The organism is Mycetocola lacteus (assembly GCF_003667575.1).
In the GTDB taxonomy this organism is placed as follows: Bacteria; Actinomycetota; Actinomycetes; order Actinomycetales; family Microbacteriaceae; genus Mycetocola; species Mycetocola lacteus.
In genome coordinates this window covers 129,793-148,863 of sequence record NZ_RCUY01000005.1, presented here as the reverse complement: position 1 = coordinate 148,863, position 19,071 = coordinate 129,793, and the positions used below count along the sequence as shown (strand labels likewise).

Sequence of the window (19,071 nt, the reverse complement as noted above, 5' to 3'; positions counted from 1 at the left end):
TCCATGACCGCCACTTCCACCCCTGCTCCCGCTGACGCTATTGTCCCCGCAGACGCCGTCTTCTCCGCTGATGCCGCCGTTCTCGCTGGCCCGGCTGTCTCCACTGACCCGGCTGTCCCCACCGATCCTGCTGTCCCCACTGACCTCGCCGACCTGCGCGCGCTCGCCGAATCCGCCGCCCTGCGGGTGCGCGAGCACATCCTTGAGCGCCGACGCACGGGCATCGGTGCCGTGGATACCAAGTCCTCGGCCATCGACGTGGTGACCGAGGTGGATCGCGAGGCCGAGCACCTGCTGCGCGAAATCCTCCTGACCGCCCGTCCCGAGGACGGTTTCCTGGGCGAGGAGGGTACCGCGCACATCGCCGGTACCAGCGGCATCGTCTGGGTGGTTGACCCCATCGATGGCACCACCAACTTTGTCACCGGGGCCGGCCCCTTTGCCGTCTCGGTGGCGGCGGTCAGTGCCCCGGGCGACCCGGCGAGCTGGACCGCCTATGCCGGGGCGATCGCCCTCAGCCTGGGCGATGCCGCGACCACGCTGTTCTCCGCCCACGCGGGCGGCGGAGCCACCGCGGACGGCCGGGCCGTCAGGGTGCTGGACGGTGCCGACCTGAGCGCGGCGATCATCGCGACCGGTCTGGCCTATGACCCAACCATTCGTCGTCGCCAGGCCGCGTCCCTGGAGGCGCTGACTCCGCTGGTCCGGGATCTTCGAATCGGAGGATCGGCCGCCGCCGACCTGTGCGCGGTCGCCGCGGGACACGTATCCGCCTACGTCGAGCGAGGACTGGCACCCTGGGACTGGGCGGCCGGTGCGCTGATCGTTACCGAGGCGGGCGGGCTGGTTGAGGGCTCGGTGGTGGAGGGTGCGACGGTCGAGGGCTCAGCAGTGGAGGGTGCGACGGTGGAGGGTTCAGCGGTGGAGGGTTCAGCGGTGGAGGACGCAGTGAACCGCCGTGCCGATGCCGGACTACTGATCGCCGGAAGTGCGGGAATCGTCGCCGCACTGCGCCCCTACGTCTAGGTCGCGCACGAGCGCCCTGCCACACCGGAGACACGGGTTTCTGTCTGTCCCACCAGACGCGGGCAATACTCGGCAAACCGACGGGTTGAGGATCCCCGGCTTCGAGGCTCCGGGGGAGAACCCCGCAAAGTCGCGGATTCTGGGTGCATGCGTATCCGCTCCGGCAACAAAAGTTTCGGCCCCGTGTCTGTTGGTGGGGACGATAAACCGCGTGGTCATCCCGGAGTTTTGTGCCCCTCGGCGTGTACGCGGCGGTGCCGGGTTACGATGGACGCTGGCACGCCCCGTGGTGCCACTCGCGACGTCGCGACCCGTGAATGGACGAGAGTACCCGGGCATGTGTGCCTCCGGTGAACACATTCCACGGCTGGGGAATGGGAAAGAGTACAAAATTGAGTGAACCGCTGCCCACGAATACCATCGATCTTCCCTCGACTCGGCGTCGTACCGTGGTGCCCGCGGACCTCGCGCGCTCCTGGCTGCTGGTCAACGCCACCCAGCCCGATCTGATCGAGCAGGGCGTCCGCTCCTCGGCCGACGCGGTCATCCTGGACATTGAGGACGCCGTGGACCCGAGCCGCAAGCCGCAGGCACGTGAGGACGTTGCCCGCTGGCTGCACACCGAGGGCAACAGCGCCTGGGTGCGCATCAACGACTACACCACCGAGTTCTGGCGCGACGACCTGGAGGCCCTGCGTCACGCACCGGGTCTGCTGGGTGTGATGCTCGCCAAGACCGAGGATCCCGAGCAGGTCACCGCGACCCACCAGATCCTGGGTGGACAGCGTCCCGTGGTTGCGCTGGTTGAGTCGGCCCTGGGCATCGAGGATGCCGGCCGGATCGCCCGCGCGCCCGGCGCCTTCCGCCTGGCTTTTGGCTCCGGTGACTTCCGTCGCGACACCGGCATGAGCGCAGACCGTGAGGCAATGGCTTACCCGCGTGCCCGCCTGGTGGTGGCCAGTCGCGCGGCCGGTCTGCCCGGCCCGATCGATGGACCGACCGTGGGCGAGAGCCACCCGATCCTGCGCGAGCAGTCGGGCATCACCGTGATGATGGGGATGACCGGCAAGCTCTGCCTGAGCGCGGATCAGACCCCGGTGGTCAACGAGGTCATCAGCCCGACCCGCACCGACGTGAGCTGGGCCAACACCTTCCTGCTGGACTTCACCGCCCGCGGTGAGATCGTTCGCGACGGTTCGGACCTTCCGCGCCTTGGCCGCGCCCGCAAGATCATGGCTCTGGCGGCCGCGTTCAACGTGCGCCCCTTCGACGCCGACTAGATCGATTCGCCGCCGCCCGGTTCGTGTGCACCCCGCACAACCGGTGCGGCGTTGGTGGGTCACTCGGTTCGGTCCCACAACGCGTGCCCGGTTCCGCCTTCGCGGGGCCGGGCATTCGTGTCTGTGCCGTGGGTCCGGAGCGCCCGCTAGGCTGGTGCCACCCCAGGCTGGCCAACGAAGGCGGACCCATGCGCATCGTCATTGCGACCGATAAGTTCAAACACTCCCTCGACGCTCGCGCCGTGGGCACCCATCTGGCGCGCGGCCTGCGCGCGGCTGCCCACGCGGCGGGAGCTTCGGAACCGATCATTGACACGGTGCCGCTGGCCGACGGTGGCGAGGGCACGCTGCGCGCCGCACTGGATGCGGGCGCAGCCGAGGTCCCGGTGCGTGTGACCGGGCCAAACGGCACCGCGGTCGCCGCATCCTTCGCGCTGTTCCCACTCGCCGGAACTTCGCCGATGCCCGCATCCCGCACGGAATCCGGACGCACACACCTACCCGCGGACCCACCGGCCGGGTCTCGCACCGCACTGGTTGAGTTGGCCGCCGCCTCGGGCCTGGAATTGGTGCCGCCGGATCGCCGTGATCCCGGCGGAGCCACCACCCTGGGGACCGGCGAATTGATTCGTGCGGCCCTGGACCACGGGGCCACCCGCATCATCCTCGCGGTGGGCGGCAGCGCTACCACAGACGGTGGGGCTGGACTTCTGATGGCCCTCGGTGCCCGCCTGCAAGATCACGCCGGGGCACAGATCCCGCCCGGCGGACTGGGCCTGGAAAGACTCGCGACGGCGGACCTCTCGGCCCTCGACCCGCGAATCCTCGCCACCGAATTTATTCTCGCCTCCGATGTGGACAACCCACTGTGTGGTCTCCAGGGGGCTGCCCGGGTATTTGGAACTCAGAAGGGAGCCGACGAGGCCCTGTGCGCGCGCCTTGACGCAGCCCTGGCCGGGCTGGTGGGGGTGCTCGCCGCAGCATCGGGCACAGCGGCCGGTACGGTCCGTGATGCCGCCAATGCCCCGGGTGCCGGCGCCGCAGGTGGGGTGGGATTTGCGGCGCTGGGGATCCTGAACGCCACCCGGCGGCCCGGCATCGATGTGGTGCGGGAACTGACCGGTGTGGACCGACTCATCCGGGACGCCGACCTGGTGATCACCGGTGAGGGAAGCCTGGATGCTCAGAGCCTCGGCGGCAAGGTTCCGGTGGGCGTGGCCGAGGTGGCTCATCGCGCGGGTGTGCCGGTGGTGGCAGTCTGCGGGCGCTCCGAGCTCACCGCGGCGCAGGCACGGGACGCGCACCTGGGACGCGTCTTTCCCCTCGCCGAGATTGAGCCCGATCCCACCCGCAGCATGGCCGAGGCGGGGACTCTGCTGGAAACGCTTGCCGGTCACATCTGGGCGGCACTGCCGATTCCTCGGTCATATACAGCTGCCCGGGGCAGTAAAAAAACCCGCCGGGCGTGACGCCCGGCGGGAAAAAGGGGGAGGGGAATTAGCGAACCACAACCGCCACGATGATGTTGACTACGGTCAGCCCGGCGACGGTGGGGATCACCCAGCCGGCCAGAGGTTCCTTCTTCTTGTTGATCAGGGCGATCAACAGGATCGCCACCAGGATCAGCAGCTTGATGCCCACCTTCATGTGATCAACCGTCACGTCGGCGTTCATTTCGGCCAGGGCGACCAGTCCCAGGCCGCTGACCAGCTGCAACCACGAGCCGTGCAGGATGCCGGGAACCAGGCGGGCGGTACCGGTCTTAATGGCCTTGATCTGGGTCATTGCCCCGCCCAGAATGGCGGCCAGACCCACAAAGTGAAGGATGAGCAGAACGTTTCTCAGGATCTCCATGCTTAAAACCCTATCCGACAGATTGTCGGAATCATTACACCTTTTGGAGGATGGTGAGCGATACTTGAGTCATGCCACGTATCACCGCGCCCACCGTAGCCGAGCACCGCTCGCGTCGTCGGGATGAGCTGATCCAGGCCGCCACCGAGGAGCTCCTGGAGTCCGGTGTCGACGCCGTCACGCTTGCCCGGGTGGGCAAGCGCATCGGACTGGCACGCTCCAGCGTGTACGAGTACTTCAACTCCGCTACCGATCTGCTGGCCGAGATTGCTCTCGGATCCTTTGCCGAGTGGACCGGGGAGATCGAACGGGCGCTGGCCGGTTCGGCCACCGCGTCTGAGCGTCTGGACGGTTATATCTTCACCTCCCTGCGCCTGGTTGCCGAAGGCAAGCACGATGTGGCCGACGCACTGGGTGGAACCCGGCTGCCGGACTACCACCGTCGCGAGGTCATCGAACTGCACGTGGCACTGATGTCGCCGTTGCGCGACGCGGTAGACCAGATGGGTGTAGAAAACCCCAGCCTGATGGTGGAACTGATTCAGGGCCTGGTTGAGGCCGGCTCGCGTCGTATCGCGCGCGGGGACGACTACGTGCGTGTGGCCCGTGCAACCATCTCGCTGGTGCACTCGGGGCTGACTCCGGCTACCGGGATCGACACCGCCGAGTCCGCCGTTTCCGGCACTCTCGCCGCCGCGCACTAGTTCGCGCTCGTCGCGAACAATCCATCGCCGCAACGCGCGGTTCTGCGATATCCATTGCCGCAACGCGCCGTTCTGCGCTATCTGTACAGGCTTGGGCCGCGCACAACCTCGGCGCTAGTCGCGTTCGAACCCGCGCAGCTCATCGAGCGCGCGACGCTCGCGCTTGGTGGGCCGACCGGCTCCGCGATCGCGCAGGATCGGCGCGGCCGTTTCCAGCTTTGAGGGTCGCGGTGGTGTGTTGTCCTTCGCTGCCAGCGCGGCGGCGGGGGCGCCGACCCGCTTGGTGATGAGTCCGGTGACTTCGAGGATCGAATCGAAACCGGCGATGCGCACCCGCACCTCGTCGCCGAGTTTGACCTGGGTGGACGCCTTGACCGTGTCGCCATTGACCCGCACGTGGCCGGCGCGGCATGCGGTTGTGGCCTGGGAGCGTGTCTTATAGCGACGTACGGCCCAGAGCCAGCTGTCCAGGCGTACCGAGCCTTCCGTATTCATGAACACAGCCTACCGCCCGCCAACGACGAAACCCCCGTCGTCCGAAGGGACAACGGGGGTTTCGGGATGCGGAATTAGACGCCGCGGATGTTCTCGGCCTGCAGGCCCTTCGGACCAGCAACGGTCTCGAACTCTACACGCTGGTTCTCGTCGAGCGAGCGGAAGCCGCTCGAGGCGATTGCCGAGTAGTGAGCGAAGACGTCAGCCGAACCGTCGTCGGGGGTGATGAAGCCGAAGCCCTTTTCAGCGTTGAACCACTTCACAGTTCCAGTTGCCATGATTATCTCTTTTCTTTAGGTGACCCGGTACGAGTTTCGAACCGGTTCGTCGCGGTGTTCTGTGCTAGCTCCTGAAGAAAAGCGATCATGTCTTGCGAAGAAGACTTGACTGCCCCAAAACCTGTGCAATACAACAACGGTGCGACAACGTTCACCGAGGATCCTGACAGGTTTTGACCGAAATCAAAACCCCTCTGGGCTCGTGTGAACGAGTATGAACGCGCAACCGAGGTCCGGTCAACGCGAAGATCTGAGGATTCCCGGACGGAGACGACGGGGCGCGAGATCGCGACGGTCGTGTCGACGGGGGATGCCGGGCTGGCCGACATCGGGGTGGGGGACATGGAGTGAATCGACATGTCCGATGCACGACGCGGCATACCCGGTGCTGAATACAGCGCCATGGCACCCGCGATGCGGGTCGGCCGGCTCGGCCAAGACCCCAGGGCCGCCGTGGCCCGGGTCTGCGTGGTAATGCGTGACATCTAATTTCCGAGGAACCCCCGTGTGCTTTCTGGGGGTGCCCTGTGTTGGTGCGGAGTGTGTCAGCGGGGGACTTCCTCCTCGATGCACATCGAGGCGAACCGCTCAGACACACTGAGCTTGCTTCGTTCACAGTAGCGCAGAATCAAAAGAAACACACCGCTTTTGTGCGAAAGTGGCGGGTTATGCCGCGAATTGCCGTGATTCTGTCCCGCGGGTTGGGGGTACCGAGGGCGTGTTTCCATAGTCGGCGTTCGGAAAACACATCGAAAATGACTTCTATAAAGAGGTCCGAGCGTTGCACTCCCCACGGCACGTTCAATCCGATAGGCTGGAAAAAGGAGGTACACGGTGTCAATCCATGAAGATAAGAACCCGCACACGCAGTCGTTTGTGCGTCGTCCCGCAACAGGTGACGCGGGAGAACCCGCTGTCGATGCTACGGCTGCTTACAGCCAGGATCTCGGCACCACGGTTGCGCCCATCGATCGAGAGATTTCCGAGGCCGAGCAGTCGGCCATTAACGCGCTGCCCCCGGGCTCGGCGCTGCTGATCGTGCGTCGCGGCCCCAACACGGGTGCCCGCTTCCTGCTCGATTCGGATCTCTCCACCGTCGGGCGTCACCCCAACGCCAGCATTTTCCTTGATGATGTGACCGTGTCGCGTCGTCATGCGGAATTTGTGCGCACCCCAAACGGTTTTGAGCTGCGCGACCTCAACTCCCTCAACGGCACCTACCACGCCGGTGAGCGGATCGAGAGTGTGGAACTCTATGACGGTGCCGAGGTACAGGTGGGCAAGTTCCGCCTGACCTTCTACCCGTCGCGCCACGACCTGCGTGTCGACCAGCACGTACCGGGTGACGCCTAACAACGTGTCGGCACAACCCGCTCGTTCACAGACCGGTCACGCGTCCCAGGATCTGGGACGCGTGACCGGTCTGATCAGTATCGGGCAGGTACTCGCTCGTCTTTCGGGCGATTTTCCCGATCTGAGTAATTCCAAGCTGCGCTTCCTGGAGGAGCAGGGCCTGGTCTCACCGCAGCGCACCCGCTCGGGCTATCGGAAATTCTCGGGCGAGGACGTCGAGCGGCTGCGCCTGATTCTCTCGCTGCAGCGGGATCACTACCTTCCGTTGAAGGTGATCCGGGGCTATCTGTCGGATATGGATAACGGGATCACTCCGGTCCTCCCGGGCGGATCTACCTCGATGCTGCAGGGTGCACGGCGGTTGACCCGTGAGACGCTGCTGTCCGCGACGGGGGCACCTGCCTCGCTGCTGACCGAGGCGGTGAGTGCCGGTCTGATTCCCGCGGGGGAGAGCTACGCCGAGGATGCGGCAACGATGCTCTCCACCCTGGTTTCGCTGTCTCAGCGGGGTATTGAACCGCGCCATCTGCGCGGCTTCCATGCCCAGATCGAGCGCGAGGTGGGCCTGATCGAGCGGTCGGTCTCCTCGCTGGCGGCGCGTCCCGATGCGGCCAGTCGTGCCCGTGCGGCCGAGCAGGCCGCCGAGATCGGCGAGGGATTTGATCGGGTTCGCGCGGTGCTGCTGCGCGCCGCCCTGGATCGCCCGCGCCCCTAACCGACGATCGGCGTGACTCGCGCCCGGCCGGTTCCTTCCGGGCGGATGCTGTCGCGGGGTTCCTGCCGGGCGGTTACCGGGACCACATCCTGGCCTCATACGCCCCGCGGGGTTAGACTGAGTGTCCCCGTCCGCGACACGCCGTTCGGCTGGCTCCCTAGATCACGGAACGATTACGGATCCGTCGATTTGGCTCGACACGCCGCACCTTTTTGGGGGGCCTAAGCCGAGAAGTCCGCGGCTGCCGGTAGCGTGGGAGATATCACCCGCCGAAGACTGCAGAAGGGAGCGGGCACATGAACGAACCGGGTTCGGGCACAGGCCCGCGCTACGACCTTGATCCGCTGTTTACGGATGGCCTGCCGGAGCTGGACGCCGACGCGGGTTACCGCGGTAACGTCGCCGCTCGCGCCGCCGGGATCACCTATCGTCAGCTCGACTACTGGGCTCGTACCGGCCTGGTAGAACCCACCATTCGTGGTGCTGCCGGCTCCGGAACGCAGCGTCTCTACGGGTTCCGCGACATCCTGGTGCTCAAGCTCGTGAAGCGACTGCTCGACACCGGAATCTCGCTCCAGCAGATCCGCACGGCCGTTGAGCAGCTGCGTGAGGCCGGGGTCCATGATCTCGCCCAGACCACGCTGATGAGCGACGGAGCCTCCGTCTACCTCTGCACCTCCAACGATGAGGTCATCGACCTCGTGAGCCGCGGCCAGGGCGTGTTTGGCATCGCCGTGGGTAAGGTTCTGCGCGAGGTGGAATCCACGCTGGTGGAATTCGATCGTCAGCAGCACGAACCCTCGGATGAGCTTGCGGCCCGCCGTCGTGGACGCTCCGTTTCCTAGAGGTCCGCGTTTTCTTCGAGCCAGGGATTTTCCCTGGCTCGTTTGTTTTTCCCTGGCTCGTTTGATTTCCCCGGACCGTTTGAATTCGCCGGCTCGGGTGCATTTCCCCGGCGCTGAGAGTGTGCTGACTAATCTCTGAACTTTTCCCAAAGTGCTCGATTCTTCGGCGTGTCGCGGGGTCAGTACGGCCTGCACGTTTGCGCGAATTGCACCCCAAAATGGGGCAATTCGGAACTCGAGCGGGGGTTCCGGTGGGTGAATCTGGTGCCCTGACGAGGCCCCGGCCGCCGGGAAACCCGAAACGGCGGGTGTGGCGCTCACCTCGACGCACAAAAAAGCGGGCCCGGACCCGAAGGTCCGAGCCCGCTCTGACGGGTGTGTCCGGCTAGTCCGCCTGGATGGCGGCGGCGCGGCTGTTGGAGGGCTGGTCGGGCTCGGCGTACTCGCCCACCCGACCGGTGCGCAGCACGCGCTCCAGAAGCTGGTCGAAGTGCTTGGCCATCTCCTGAGCCGAGTCGCCGGGCCAGATGTGGAGCGGCTTGGCCGCGCCCTGGGCCTGCTGTAGCGAGGTGCGCTCGGGCAGCTGGGGGCTCAGCACCAGGGGACCAAACATGTCCCGCAGCTCCTTGATGCGGAACTGGTGCTCCATCGACTGTGAGCGAACGCGGTTGACGATGATGCCCAGCGGCTGCAAGCGCGGGCTGAGACCGCGGCGAATCTCCTCGATCGCCCGCAGCGCACGGTCGGCGGCGGCGACGGAGAAGAGCCCGGGCTCGGTCACGACACACACGCGGTCACTGGCCGCCCAGGCCGTACGGGTCAGGGCGTTGAGCGACGGGGCGCAGTCGATGATCACGAGGTCGTAATCGTCTTCGACGTAGGCCAGCGCCTCCTCGAGCTTCCAGATATCCCGGATCGAGGGGTGCGGACCGTCGAAGTTGATGGCCGACGGGCTGCCGATCATCACGTCAAGGGTTCCTGGGTGGGTTTTTGTCCAACCTGAGGGCGCGATCGCCTGACGGACGGTCTTCTCTTTGGGGGACGCCAAAACATCCGCTACATTGAGTCGACCGGCCACCGCGATGTCCATCCCCGTTGAGACGTCGGACTGGGGGTCGAGATCAACCACCAGGGTCCTAACGCCCTTAGCGAAGGCGGCGGAAGCGAGGCCGAGACTAACCGTAGTTTTCCCGACGCCGCCCTTGAGGCTAGAAACGCTAAGTACATGCACAAAAATAGATATTACCTTCACTAAGCTGTCTACACCTAAAACTCGCCTGAAAGATCAGGTAGGCCCCGCTGCCAGAAAGGGTTACATGTTCCAGAAAATTCTCGTGGCAAACCGCGGAGAGATCGCGATTCGCGCCTTCCGCGCCGCGTATGAGCTGGGTGCCAAGACCGTTGCCGTCTTCCCGTATGAGGACCGCAACTCGATGCACCGTTTGAAGGCCGATGAGGCGTACCAGATTGGTGAGAAGGGTCACCCGGTACGCGCCTACCTGAACGTGTCGGAAATTATTCGGGTCGCTCTGGAGAGCGGCGCCGATGCAATCTACCCGGGTTACGGCTTCCTGTCCGAGAACCCCGAGCTGGCCGCGCAGGCAGCCGCCCACGGCATCAAGTTCATCGGTCCGGCCAACAACGTGCTGGAGATGGCCGGCAACAAGGTCACCGCCAAGGAGCACGCGATTGCCGCGGGTGTTCCGGTACTGGTGTCGACCCCGGCCTCCCGTAACATCGAGGAGCTGCTGGCCGGTGCCGAGGGTGTGGGCTTCCCGCTGTTCGCCAAGGCCGTCGCCGGTGGTGGTGGACGCGGTATGCGCCGGGTGGAGACCCTCGCCGAGCTGCGTCCCGCGCTGGAGGAGGCCATGCACGAGGCCGACAGTGCGTTTGGTGACCCCACCATGTTCCTCGAGCAGGCGGTGCTGCGCCCCCGCCACATTGAGGTGCAGATCCTCGCGGATGAGCAGGGCAACGTGATGCACCTGTTCGAGCGCGACTGCTCGGTGCAGCGACGCAACCAGAAGGTTGTCGAGATTGCCCCGGCCCCGAACATCTCCGATGAGCTGCGCCAGGCCCTCTACCGTGACGCGGTGGCCTTCGCCAAGTCGATCAACTACGCCAACGCCGGCACCGTTGAGTTCCTGGTGGACACCGCCGGGGCGCGCGCGGGGCAGCACGTGTTCATCGAAATGAACCCGCGAATTCAGGTGGAGCACACGGTCACCGAGGAAATCACCGATGTGGACCTCGTTCAGTCGCAGATGCGAATCGCCTCGGGGGAGACCCTGAGCGACCTGGGTCTCGACCAGGACACCCTGGTGATCCGTGGTGCCGCACTGCAGTGCCGCATCACCACCGAAGACCCCACCCAGGGCTTCCGTCCCGACACCGGCAAGATCACCACCTACCGTTCGCCGGGTGGTGGCGGTATCCGCCTGGACGGTGGAACCATTAACCCCGGTGCCCAGATCAGCCCCCACTTCGACTCGATGCTCGCCAAGCTCACCTGCCGTGGCCGCGACTTCGGTGCCGCGGTGATCCGCGCCCGTCGCGCCCTGGCCGAGTTCCGGATTCGTGGTGTCTCCACCAACATTCCGTTCCTGCAGGCGGTACTGGATGACCCGTCGTTCGAGGCGGGCGACCTGAGCACCTCGTTCATCGACGAGCGTCCGCAGCTGCTCGCCGGACGCGTATCCAAGGACCGCGGAACCAAGATCCTCAACTGGCTCGCCGATGTCACCGTCAACCAGCCCTACGGCCCGCGTCCGAACACCATCGACCCGGCCGAGAAGCTGCCGGCACTGGATCTGACCATCCCCGCCCCGGCCGGATCGCGTCAGCGCCTGCTCGAGGTGGGCCCGGCAGCCTTCTCTGCCGAGCTGCGTGCCCAGACCGCACTGGGTGTGACCGACACGACCTTCCGTGACGCGCACCAGTCGCTGCTGGCGACCCGCGTGCGTACCCGCGACCTGGTCGCCGTGGCCCCGTATGTGGCCCGGATGACCCCGCAGCTGGTCTCGGTTGAGGCCTGGGGTGGCGCGACCTACGACGTCGCCCTGCGCTTCCTCGGCGAGGACCCCTGGGAGCGTCTGGTCAAGTTGCGTGAGGCTCTGCCGAACGTCGCGATCCAGATGCTGCTGCGCGGTCGGAACACCGTGGGCTACACCCCGTACCCCACCTCGGTCACCGATGCGTTTGTGCGTGAAGCCGCCGAGAGTGGTGTGGACATCTTCCGCATCTTCGACGCCCTGAACGACGTGGAGCAGATGCGTCCGGCCATCGACGCGGTCCTGGCCACCAAGACCGCCGTCGCCCAGGTTGCCCTGTGCTACACCGGCGACCTGCTGGACCCCAACGAGGACCTCTACACCCTCGACTACTACCTCAACCTGGCCCAGCAGATCGTGGATGCCGGTGCCCACCAGCTGGCGATCAAGGACATGGCGGGACTGCTGCGTCCGGCCGCCGCGACCAAGCTCGTGAGCGCCCTGCGTGAGCGCTTTGACGTCCCGGTGGTAGTCCACACCCACGACACCGCCGGCGGCCAGCTGGCGACCCTGCTGGCGGCCTCGCAGGCCGGCGCGGACGCCGTGGACGTGGCCAGTGCCCCGATGTCGGGCACCACCAGCCAGCCCTCGATCTCGGCCCTGGTGGCCGCCCTCGCTCACACCGAGCGTGACGCGGGCATCTCGCTGGCCGCGGTGAGCGACCTCGAGCCCTACTGGGAGGCCGTGCGTCACGTTTACAAGCCCTTCGAGTCCGGCCTGCCGGGCCCGACCGGTCGCGTGTACCGGCACGAGATTCCGGGTGGCCAGCTCTCCAACCTGCGCCAGCAGGCCATCGCGCTGGGCCTGGCCGATGACTTCGAGCTGATCGAGGACCTCTACGCCGAGGCCAACCGCATCCTGGGCCGCGTGCCCAAGGTGACCCCGTCCTCCAAGGTGGTGGGCGACCTCGCCCTGCACCTGGCGGCGGTCAAGGCGGACCCGGCCGACTTCGAGGCAAACCCCGAGAAGTACGACATCCCGGACTCCGTGGTGGGCTTCATGGCCGGCGAGCTGGGCGATCTGCCCGGTGGTTGGCCCGAACCCTTCCGCACCAAGGTGCTGGCCGGACGCAACGTGGACATCTCGATCGCTGAGGTTTCCGAGGCCGACGCCGCACTGCTGAACGGCACCTCCGAGGAGCGTCGTTCGACCCTGAACCGCCTGCTCTTCCCGGCTCCGACCGCGAGCTACGAGCGCAGCCGTGAGCAGTACGGTGACCTGTCGATCCTGGCCACCCTGGACTACCTGTATGGCCTGGAGCCGGGCGGGGAGCACGTGGTGGAGTTCTCCAAGGGTGTGCGTCTGTACGCGGGCCTGGAGGCTATCGGTGCACCCGACAGCAAGGGCGTGCGCACGGTCATGACGATCCTCAACGGACAGCTGCGTCCGGTGTTCGTTCGGGACCGTTCGATCACCGTGGAAACCGTGGTTGCCGAGAAGGCCGACGCGGGCAATCCCGCCCACGTTGCGGCGCCGTTCTCTGGAGTTGTTACTCTTAAGGGTCAGATTGGTGATGTTGTGGAGGCCGGAACCCCGGTCGCCTCGATTGAAGCAATGAAGATGGAGGCCGCAATTACGGCCTCGATCGCTGGCAAAATTGAGCGGCTCGCAATCTCCGGCACCCAGCAGGTAGAGGCCGGCGATCTGATCGCAGTGATCAGCGCGAGCGCTTAGGCACGAACTATTCGGTTCGTGCTCCCAGAGCTGGAGGCGAAGGACAATGGCATCACAGGCCGATAATGGCGCTGCCATGGACGAGCACGAAATTGAATTACCCCCGATCGATGAACTCGATCCCGGTGCCGTAACGCTCAGCGTTGCGGCACCGGCCACGGTATCGATCCCCGTGGGCGCTGCGCTTGCGCAGTATGCCGACGATGATGACTTTGATGAGGACGTCCTAGAGGACGACCTGGTGAGTGTGGACGGCAATTTTGCCGCCGACACCGCAGAACGACCGAGCCCGCTCTCGGTTGATGATCTGCACGCGGCCGAGGCCGCCGCCGAGGTTGCACTGGCCGAGCAGGTCGCTGCCGAACGCGAGGCCGAAGAGGCACGCGTGGCCGATGAGGCGGAGGCGGCCCGCATCGCCGAGGAGACTCGCGCGAATGACGAGGCCGAGGCTGCACGCCGAGCCGAGCAGGACGAGGCCGAGCGTCTGGAAGCCGAGCAGCGCGAGGCCGAAGAGGCCGAGGCCGCCCGTGTTGCCGAGCAGGCTCGTGCTGCCGAGCTGGCCGAAGCAGATCGCCTGGCCGAGGAGGAACGTCAGGCTGAGCAGGCCGAGGCGGATCGCCTGGCCGAGGAGCGGCGTCTGGCCGAGGAGGCCGAGGCTGAGCGTGAGGCCGAGGAGCGGCGCATCGCCGATCAGGCCGCGAGTGAGCGTGAAGCCGAAGCCGCCCGTGTGGCCGAAGAGGCCCGCGTCGCCGAGGAGGCGCGTATCGCCGAGGCTGCCGAGCAGGCCCGCCTGGACGAGGAAGCTCGCGTCGCCGAGGAGGAACGCCTCGCCGAAGAAAAGCGCGTGGCGGCCGCCGAGGCCGCCCGCCTGGCCGAGGAAAAACGCCAGGCCCGCGAGGCCGAGCAGGCGCGCATTGCCGAGCAGAAGCGCGCGGCCAAGGAAGCCAAGCTTGAGCAGAAGCGCGCGGCGCGAGAGGCCAAGGCCGCCCGCATCGCCGAGCAGAAGCAGCAGGCCGCCGAGGCTGCCCGTCTCGCCGAGGAGCAGCGCGCCGCCGAGAAGGCCGAGCGCGAGCGCCTGGCCGAAGAGGCCCGCCTTGCCGAGCAGGCCCGCCTTGCCGAGGAAGCCGAACAGGCGCGCATCGCCGAGCAAGAGCGACTGGCGGCGGAAGCCGAGGCTGCTCGTATTGCCGAGGAGGAGCGTGTTGCGGCGGAGGCCGAGGCTGCTCGTATTGCCGAGGAGGAGCGTGTTGCGGCGGAAGCCGAGGCTGCTCGTATTGCCGAGGAAGCCCGCGTTGCCGAGGAGGAGCGACTGGCGGCGGAGGCCGAAGCTGCCCGTGTGGCGGAGGAAGAGCGCGTAGCCGAGCAGGAGCGTCTCGCCGAGGAAGCCCGCGTAGCCGAGGAGGCTCGTATCGCCGAGGAAGCCGAAGCTGCGCGCGTGGCCGAGCACGCACGTATCGCCGCCGAAGCGGAAGCCGCTCGTGTAGCCGAAGAAGAGCGTGTAGCCGAAGAAGAGCGTGTTGCGGAGCAGGAGCGCCTCGCCGAGGAAGCTCGTATCGCTGAGGAAGCCGAAGCTGCTCGTGTGGCCGAGGAAGAGCGCGTTGCCGCCGAAGCCGAAGCTGCTCGTGTGGCTGAGGAAGAACGTGTTGCCGCCGAAGCCGAAGCTGCTCGTGTGGCTGAGGAAGAACGTGTTGCCGAGCAGGAGCGTCTCGCCGAGGAAGCCCGTATCGCTGAGGAAGCCGAAGCTGCTCGTGTGGCCGAGGAGGCCGAGTTCGAGCGCCTTCTGGCAGAGGAGCGCGCCGCCGAGAAGGCCGCAGAGGCCGAACCGGCCGATGCTGAACTGGTCGATGCTGACGCGGTCGACGCTGACGTGGTCGACGCCGAGGTGATTGACGCCGACGTGGTTGACGAGGGCGAACTCGCACACGGCAAGGAGACCGAGCCCGCGGATATCGCCGACGACCAGCGCACGACGAAAGCGGCGTCCGCAGACCAGGACGCCGAAATCGAGGCCGAATACGAGGAGGTCGACGATGAGCACACCAATTCGCCCGTTGACGACATCGCGGCGGCCGAAACTGACACCCCCGACGGCCTCGACCCGGCCGCAGACGTAGAGTCCGATACGGACACCATCACCGCGAGCGAGCCCGGCCCTGCCGAATCACTCGCCGCCCCCTCCGCCGACGCGGAGCCGACCGACGAAAGCCAGGACATGACCAACCCGTCTGACCGGACCAGCGCCGACACCACCACCGACAGGGCATCCGCCACCGGTGTGACCACCAGGACCGGGCAGCAGAGCACCGTGCGTCCCACCGGCGAGATCCCCGTCCCCGTGTCTTCGGCCGTGGTTTCCGCTGCCCGTCCCGGAGGCATTCAGCAGCAGGGCAAGGTGGCCGGTCCCGAATCGGCCGCGCTGCTCACCGCAGACCGCCTGCTGGAAACCCGCCCTTCCAGCCGTCCCGCTCCCGAGGGCTTCTGGCAGCACCTGCTGTACAGCGCCTCGGGTCACCTGATCAACGTGGGTGACGCCAAGGCGGTGCGTGAGCGCAAGGACCTGGACACCAAGATTGGTCGCTCCCTCGGCGGCGAGGCCCGTTTTGTGCCGGTGCTGACCCGGAAGGGTGGCGTGGGTAAAACCACCGTCACCGCCCTGCTGGGCATGGCCCTGGCCGACTCCCGCAGCGACCGCGTGATCGCCGTGGATGCCAACCCCGACCGCGGAACCCTGGCTGAGCGCATCGCCCACCAGAGCCGCTACACCGTGCGCGACGTCGTGCGCGACGCCGAAAACATCGTGGGCTACAACGAGTTCTCCGATCTGGTTGCCCGTGACGAGACCCGCCTGGACGTGCTGGCATCGGACACCGACCCGCACCTGTCCGAGGCGTTCAACGAGGACGACTACAACGTGGTGGCCGACCTGGCCGCCCGGTACTACTCGCTGATCCTCACCGACTGCGGCACCGGAATCGTGCACTCGGTCATGAAGGCGACCCTGGGCCGTGCCGACTCGATCATCATCGTCACCGGTGGCAGTGTGGACGACGCCAAGCTGGCCTCGGAAACGCTGAGCTGGCTCGAGGTCAACGGACACGAGGAGCTCGTGCGCAACGCGGTTGTGGTGGTCAACGCGCCCACCCCGAATAGCCGACTGGTTAAGATCGAGGAGATCGACCGTCACTTCGCCTCCCGCGTGCGTGCCCTGGTGCACCTGCCCTATGACCCGCGCCTGGCTGCCGGTTCGGCGATCGACTTCGCCAACCTGGCCCCGGAAACCCGTCTGGCAGCCCGTCAGCTGGCCGCCGCCGTGGTCGAGGGCCTGCCCAGCGGTCGGGAGAACCACCGGTGAGTGAACGCGAGATCCGCATCTTCGGCGACCCCGTTCTGAAGACCGTTTCGGACCCCATCACAACCATCGATGAGCGCGTGCGCGGACTGATCCGTGACCTGGTGGACTCGGTCAAGCTGCCCGGTCGCGCCGGTGTGGCCGCCGCTCAGATCGGGGTAAACCTCCGTGCGTTCAGCTACAACGTGGACGGGGTAATCGGCTACATCATCAACCCCGAGATCACCGAGCTGGCCGGCGAACTGGTCGAGGTGGGGGAGGGCTGCCTCTCGGTACCCGACCTGTGGTTCCCCACGCCCCGGTATGAGCGTGCCACCGTCACTGGTATCGACCTGGATGGTAACCCGATCACCATCTCCGGTGAGGGGCTGCTGGCCCAGGCACTGCAGCATGAGACCGACCACCTCAACGGCATGCTCTACCTGGACCGGCTGAGCAAGGAAAACCGTCGCACCGCAATGCGTGAGGTGCGCGAGAGTACCTGGTTTTAGCCTCCGCGAAAACGCCCGTGGCCCATCCTCTTCAGGATGGGCCACGGGCGTTTTGCCGTAGGGGCTAGGGCAGGGACACGCTCTGGGTGGGCGTCTTGGCGTAGATGCCGTCGATGACTCCGGCGAAGTCGTGCAGGATTTCGCCACGCTTGATGCTGAGCTTCGGGGTCAGGTGGCCACTGGCCTCGGTGAACTCGGTGCTCAGGATGACGAACTTGCGGATCGACTCGGCGCGCGACACCCGGGTGTTGGCGGCATCGATTGCGCGCTGAATCTCGGCCAGGATGGCCGGGTTCGTGGCGGCCTGGGCGATGTCCAGGCTCTCGTCCTGCCCGTTGTTCTTGAGCCAGGTGGGCAGCATGTCGCGATCCAGTGTGATCAGGGCGGAGATGAACGGGCGCTGATCGCCCACCACCACCACCTGGCCGACCAGCGGGTTGGCGCGGATCGGGTCCTCTAGCGCGGCCGGGGAGACGTTTTTGCCACCCGCGGTCACGATGATTTCCTTCTTCCGGCCGGTGATGCGCAGGAAGCCGTCCTCGTCCAGGGTGCCGAGATCGCCGGTGCGGAACCAGCCGTCGTCGAATGCGGCGGCGGTGGCCTCGGGATTGTTCCAGTAGCTCTGGAAGACACACACGCCGCGCACCTCAACCTCGCCGTCCTCGGCGATGCGGATGGCGTTACCGGGCAGCGGGGGACCGACGGTTCCGATGCGGGCCGTACGGGCACGGTTCACGGTTGCCGGGGCGGTGGTCTCGGTCAGGCCGTAGCCCTCGAGGATGGTGATCCCCAGCGCGTGGAAGAAGTGACCCAGTCGCGGACCCAGCGGGGCCGAGCCGGACACCGCGTACTTGATTCGGCCACCCATGGCCGCACGCAGCTTGCTGAAGACCAGCTTGTCAAACAGCGCAAAACGCAGCTTGAGCCCGAAGGGAACCGAGCCGGATTCCAGGGCGGTGGAGTACTCAACCGCGGTGTCGGCGGCCTTGCGGAAGATCTTGCCCTTTCCGCCGGCCTCGGCCTTTTGCTCGGCCGAGTTGTAAACCTTTTCAAACACCCGCGGCACCGCGAGCAGGAAGGTCGGGTGGAACGAACCCAGCGACTCAACCAGCTTGGAGGTGTCGGGCTGGTGCCCGGTCTTGACCCCCGAGTACACGGTGAGCACCGAGATGAACCGGGCGAACACGTGGGCAGTGGTGATGAACAGGAGCGTGGAGGCGCCGGGCATGTTGACCACCTCGGCCAGATCCACGGCCGAGTTGCGGGTGAGCTCGACGAAGTTGGAGTGGGTCAGCACACAGCCCTTGGGGCGTCCGGTGGAGCCCGAGGTGTAGATGAGCGTGGCCATGTCTTCGCCACGCGCCAGGTTGCGGCGGCGTTCGATCTCCTCGTCGGGGACCTCGGCACCGGCGACGATGAGCTTTTCGATCGCGCCCAGGTGCATCTGCCACACCTGTCCGATTTCGGGCAATTCGGGGTGTACCTCATCAAACTTGGCGAAGTGTTCGGGGCTCTCCAGAATCAGCGCGGTGGCACCCGAGTCGCTGAGGATCCACTGGATCTGACTCGGCGAGCTGGTCTCGTAGATCGGGACCAGGATGGCTCCGGCAAACCAGGTGGCGAAGTCGATCAGGGTCCACTCGTAGCGGGTCTTGGCGAGCAGGCCGATCTTCTGACCGGGCTCGATTCCGGCGGCGACCAGGCCCTTGGCCAGGGCGGTCACCCGATCTAAAAACTCGGTAGCGCTGATATCGACCCACTCGCTGTCGCCACGGGGAACGGCAAACAGCGCACGGTCTGGGGTGAGTCGCACTCGCTCAATCAGCAAATCGGTGGTGTTGGCTTCCGGATCTGCGGGGACGACGGCGGGTATCTCGATCTGAGCCACGGTATCTCCTTTGGTACCAGTTGGAATCGGGTACACCCCACCTTAGTTCGCAAAACGTGGGTTGGGTGA

The 19,071-nt window shown here is 66.2% G+C and carries 15 protein-coding genes; 10 read left to right on the top strand and 5 right to left on the bottom strand.

The features are described from left to right. The first annotated feature begins 3 nt into the window (after positions 1 to 3). The 3 genes from D9V34_RS06245 (at position 4) to D9V34_RS06235 (ending at position 3,775) form a co-directional block, all read left to right on the top strand. Entirely contained in the window at positions 4 to 1,026 is a 1,023-nt protein-coding gene (locus D9V34_RS06245; RefSeq protein WP_121687999.1) for an inositol monophosphatase family protein, read from the top strand. Positions 1,027 to 1,400: 374 nt separating this feature from the next. Continuing rightward, entirely contained in the window at positions 1,401 to 2,306 is a 906-nt protein-coding gene (locus D9V34_RS06240; protein WP_121688466.1) for an HpcH/HpaI aldolase/citrate lyase family protein, read from the top strand. Positions 2,307 to 2,494: 188 nt separating this feature from the next. After that, the gene (locus tag D9V34_RS06235; RefSeq protein WP_121687998.1) at positions 2,495 to 3,775 is read left to right on the top strand and encodes a glycerate kinase; all 1,281 of its coding nucleotides are present in this window, start codon (positions 2,495 to 2,497) and stop codon (positions 3,773 to 3,775) included. A gap of 28 nt (positions 3,776 to 3,803) precedes the next feature. On the opposite strand, the gene D9V34_RS06230 is transcribed toward D9V34_RS06235, so the two are convergent. Then, positions 3,804 to 4,160 (bottom strand): hypothetical protein, encoded by a 357-nt coding sequence (locus tag D9V34_RS06230; RefSeq protein ID WP_121687997.1) that lies wholly within the window; start codon positions 4,158 to 4,160, stop codon positions 3,804 to 3,806. 71 nt (positions 4,161 to 4,231) lie between these two features. Here D9V34_RS06230 and D9V34_RS06225 point away from each other — a divergent pair, with 71 nt between their 5' ends. Continuing rightward, positions 4,232 to 4,864 (top strand): TetR/AcrR family transcriptional regulator, encoded by a 633-nt coding sequence (locus D9V34_RS06225; RefSeq protein WP_121687996.1) that lies wholly within the window; start codon positions 4,232 to 4,234, stop codon positions 4,862 to 4,864. A 114-nt stretch (positions 4,865 to 4,978) separates the two neighbouring features. On the opposite strand, the gene D9V34_RS06220 is transcribed toward D9V34_RS06225, so the two are convergent. Both D9V34_RS06220 and D9V34_RS06215 read right to left on the bottom strand, forming a co-directional pair. Next, positions 4,979 to 5,359, bottom strand: coding sequence for an RNA-binding S4 domain-containing protein (locus D9V34_RS06220; RefSeq protein ID WP_121688465.1), 381 nt, complete (start codon positions 5,357 to 5,359; stop codon positions 4,979 to 4,981). Between the two features lie 74 nt (positions 5,360 to 5,433). Then, positions 5,434 to 5,637 carry a cold-shock protein gene (locus D9V34_RS06215; RefSeq protein ID WP_121647134.1) on the bottom strand — a complete coding sequence of 68 codons (204 nt, stop codon included), beginning with the start codon at positions 5,635 to 5,637 and terminating at the stop codon, positions 5,434 to 5,436. 876 nt (positions 5,638 to 6,513) lie between these two features. On the opposite strand from D9V34_RS06215, the gene D9V34_RS06210 reads away from it, so the two are divergent. The 3 genes from D9V34_RS06210 to D9V34_RS06200 all read left to right on the top strand — a co-directional run bounded on the left by D9V34_RS06210 (position 6,514) and on the right by D9V34_RS06200 (position 8,550). After that, positions 6,514 to 6,990 (top strand): FHA domain-containing protein, encoded by a 477-nt coding sequence (locus D9V34_RS06210; RefSeq protein WP_396822998.1) that lies wholly within the window; start codon positions 6,514 to 6,516, stop codon positions 6,988 to 6,990. A 4-nt stretch (positions 6,991 to 6,994) separates the two neighbouring features. After that, positions 6,995 to 7,705: a transcriptional regulator FtsR gene (gene ftsR, locus D9V34_RS06205; RefSeq protein ID WP_121687995.1), complete on the top strand. Its 711-nt coding sequence runs from the start codon at positions 6,995 to 6,997 to the stop codon at positions 7,703 to 7,705. A gap of 296 nt (positions 7,706 to 8,001) precedes the next feature. Then, complete coding sequence (locus tag D9V34_RS06200; protein WP_030143303.1) at positions 8,002 to 8,550, top strand: MerR family transcriptional regulator; 549 nt, start codon at positions 8,002 to 8,004, stop codon at positions 8,548 to 8,550. Between the two features lie 385 nt (positions 8,551 to 8,935). Here the strand turns inward: D9V34_RS06200 and D9V34_RS06195 are convergent, their stop codons facing one another. Beyond that, complete coding sequence (locus tag D9V34_RS06195; RefSeq protein ID WP_051701507.1) at positions 8,936 to 9,781, bottom strand: ParA family protein; 846 nt, start codon at positions 9,779 to 9,781, stop codon at positions 8,936 to 8,938. A gap of 85 nt (positions 9,782 to 9,866) precedes the next feature. Between D9V34_RS06195 and D9V34_RS06190 the strand changes: the two genes are divergently transcribed. From D9V34_RS06190 to def, 3 genes are all read left to right on the top strand, one after another. Continuing rightward, positions 9,867 to 13,274, top strand: coding sequence for a pyruvate carboxylase (locus D9V34_RS06190; protein WP_121687994.1), 3,408 nt, complete (start codon positions 9,867 to 9,869; stop codon positions 13,272 to 13,274). A gap of 76 nt (positions 13,275 to 13,350) precedes the next feature. Beyond that, positions 13,351 to 16,626: a MinD/ParA family ATP-binding protein gene (locus D9V34_RS18095; protein WP_245991931.1), complete on the top strand. Its 3,276-nt coding sequence runs from the start codon at positions 13,351 to 13,353 to the stop codon at positions 16,624 to 16,626. Beyond that, a complete protein-coding gene (gene def, locus D9V34_RS06180; RefSeq protein WP_121687993.1) occupies positions 16,623 to 17,114 on the top strand; it encodes a peptide deformylase in 492 nt (163 codons plus the stop codon). The genes D9V34_RS18095 and def overlap by 4 nt, the downstream gene beginning before the upstream one ends. Before the next feature lie 64 nt (positions 17,115 to 17,178). On the opposite strand, the gene D9V34_RS06175 is transcribed toward def, so the two are convergent. Continuing rightward, complete coding sequence (locus D9V34_RS06175) at positions 17,179 to 19,002, bottom strand: AMP-dependent synthetase/ligase (protein ID WP_121687992.1); 1,824 nt, start codon at positions 19,000 to 19,002, stop codon at positions 17,179 to 17,181. Positions 19,003 to 19,071 lie beyond the last annotated feature (69 nt).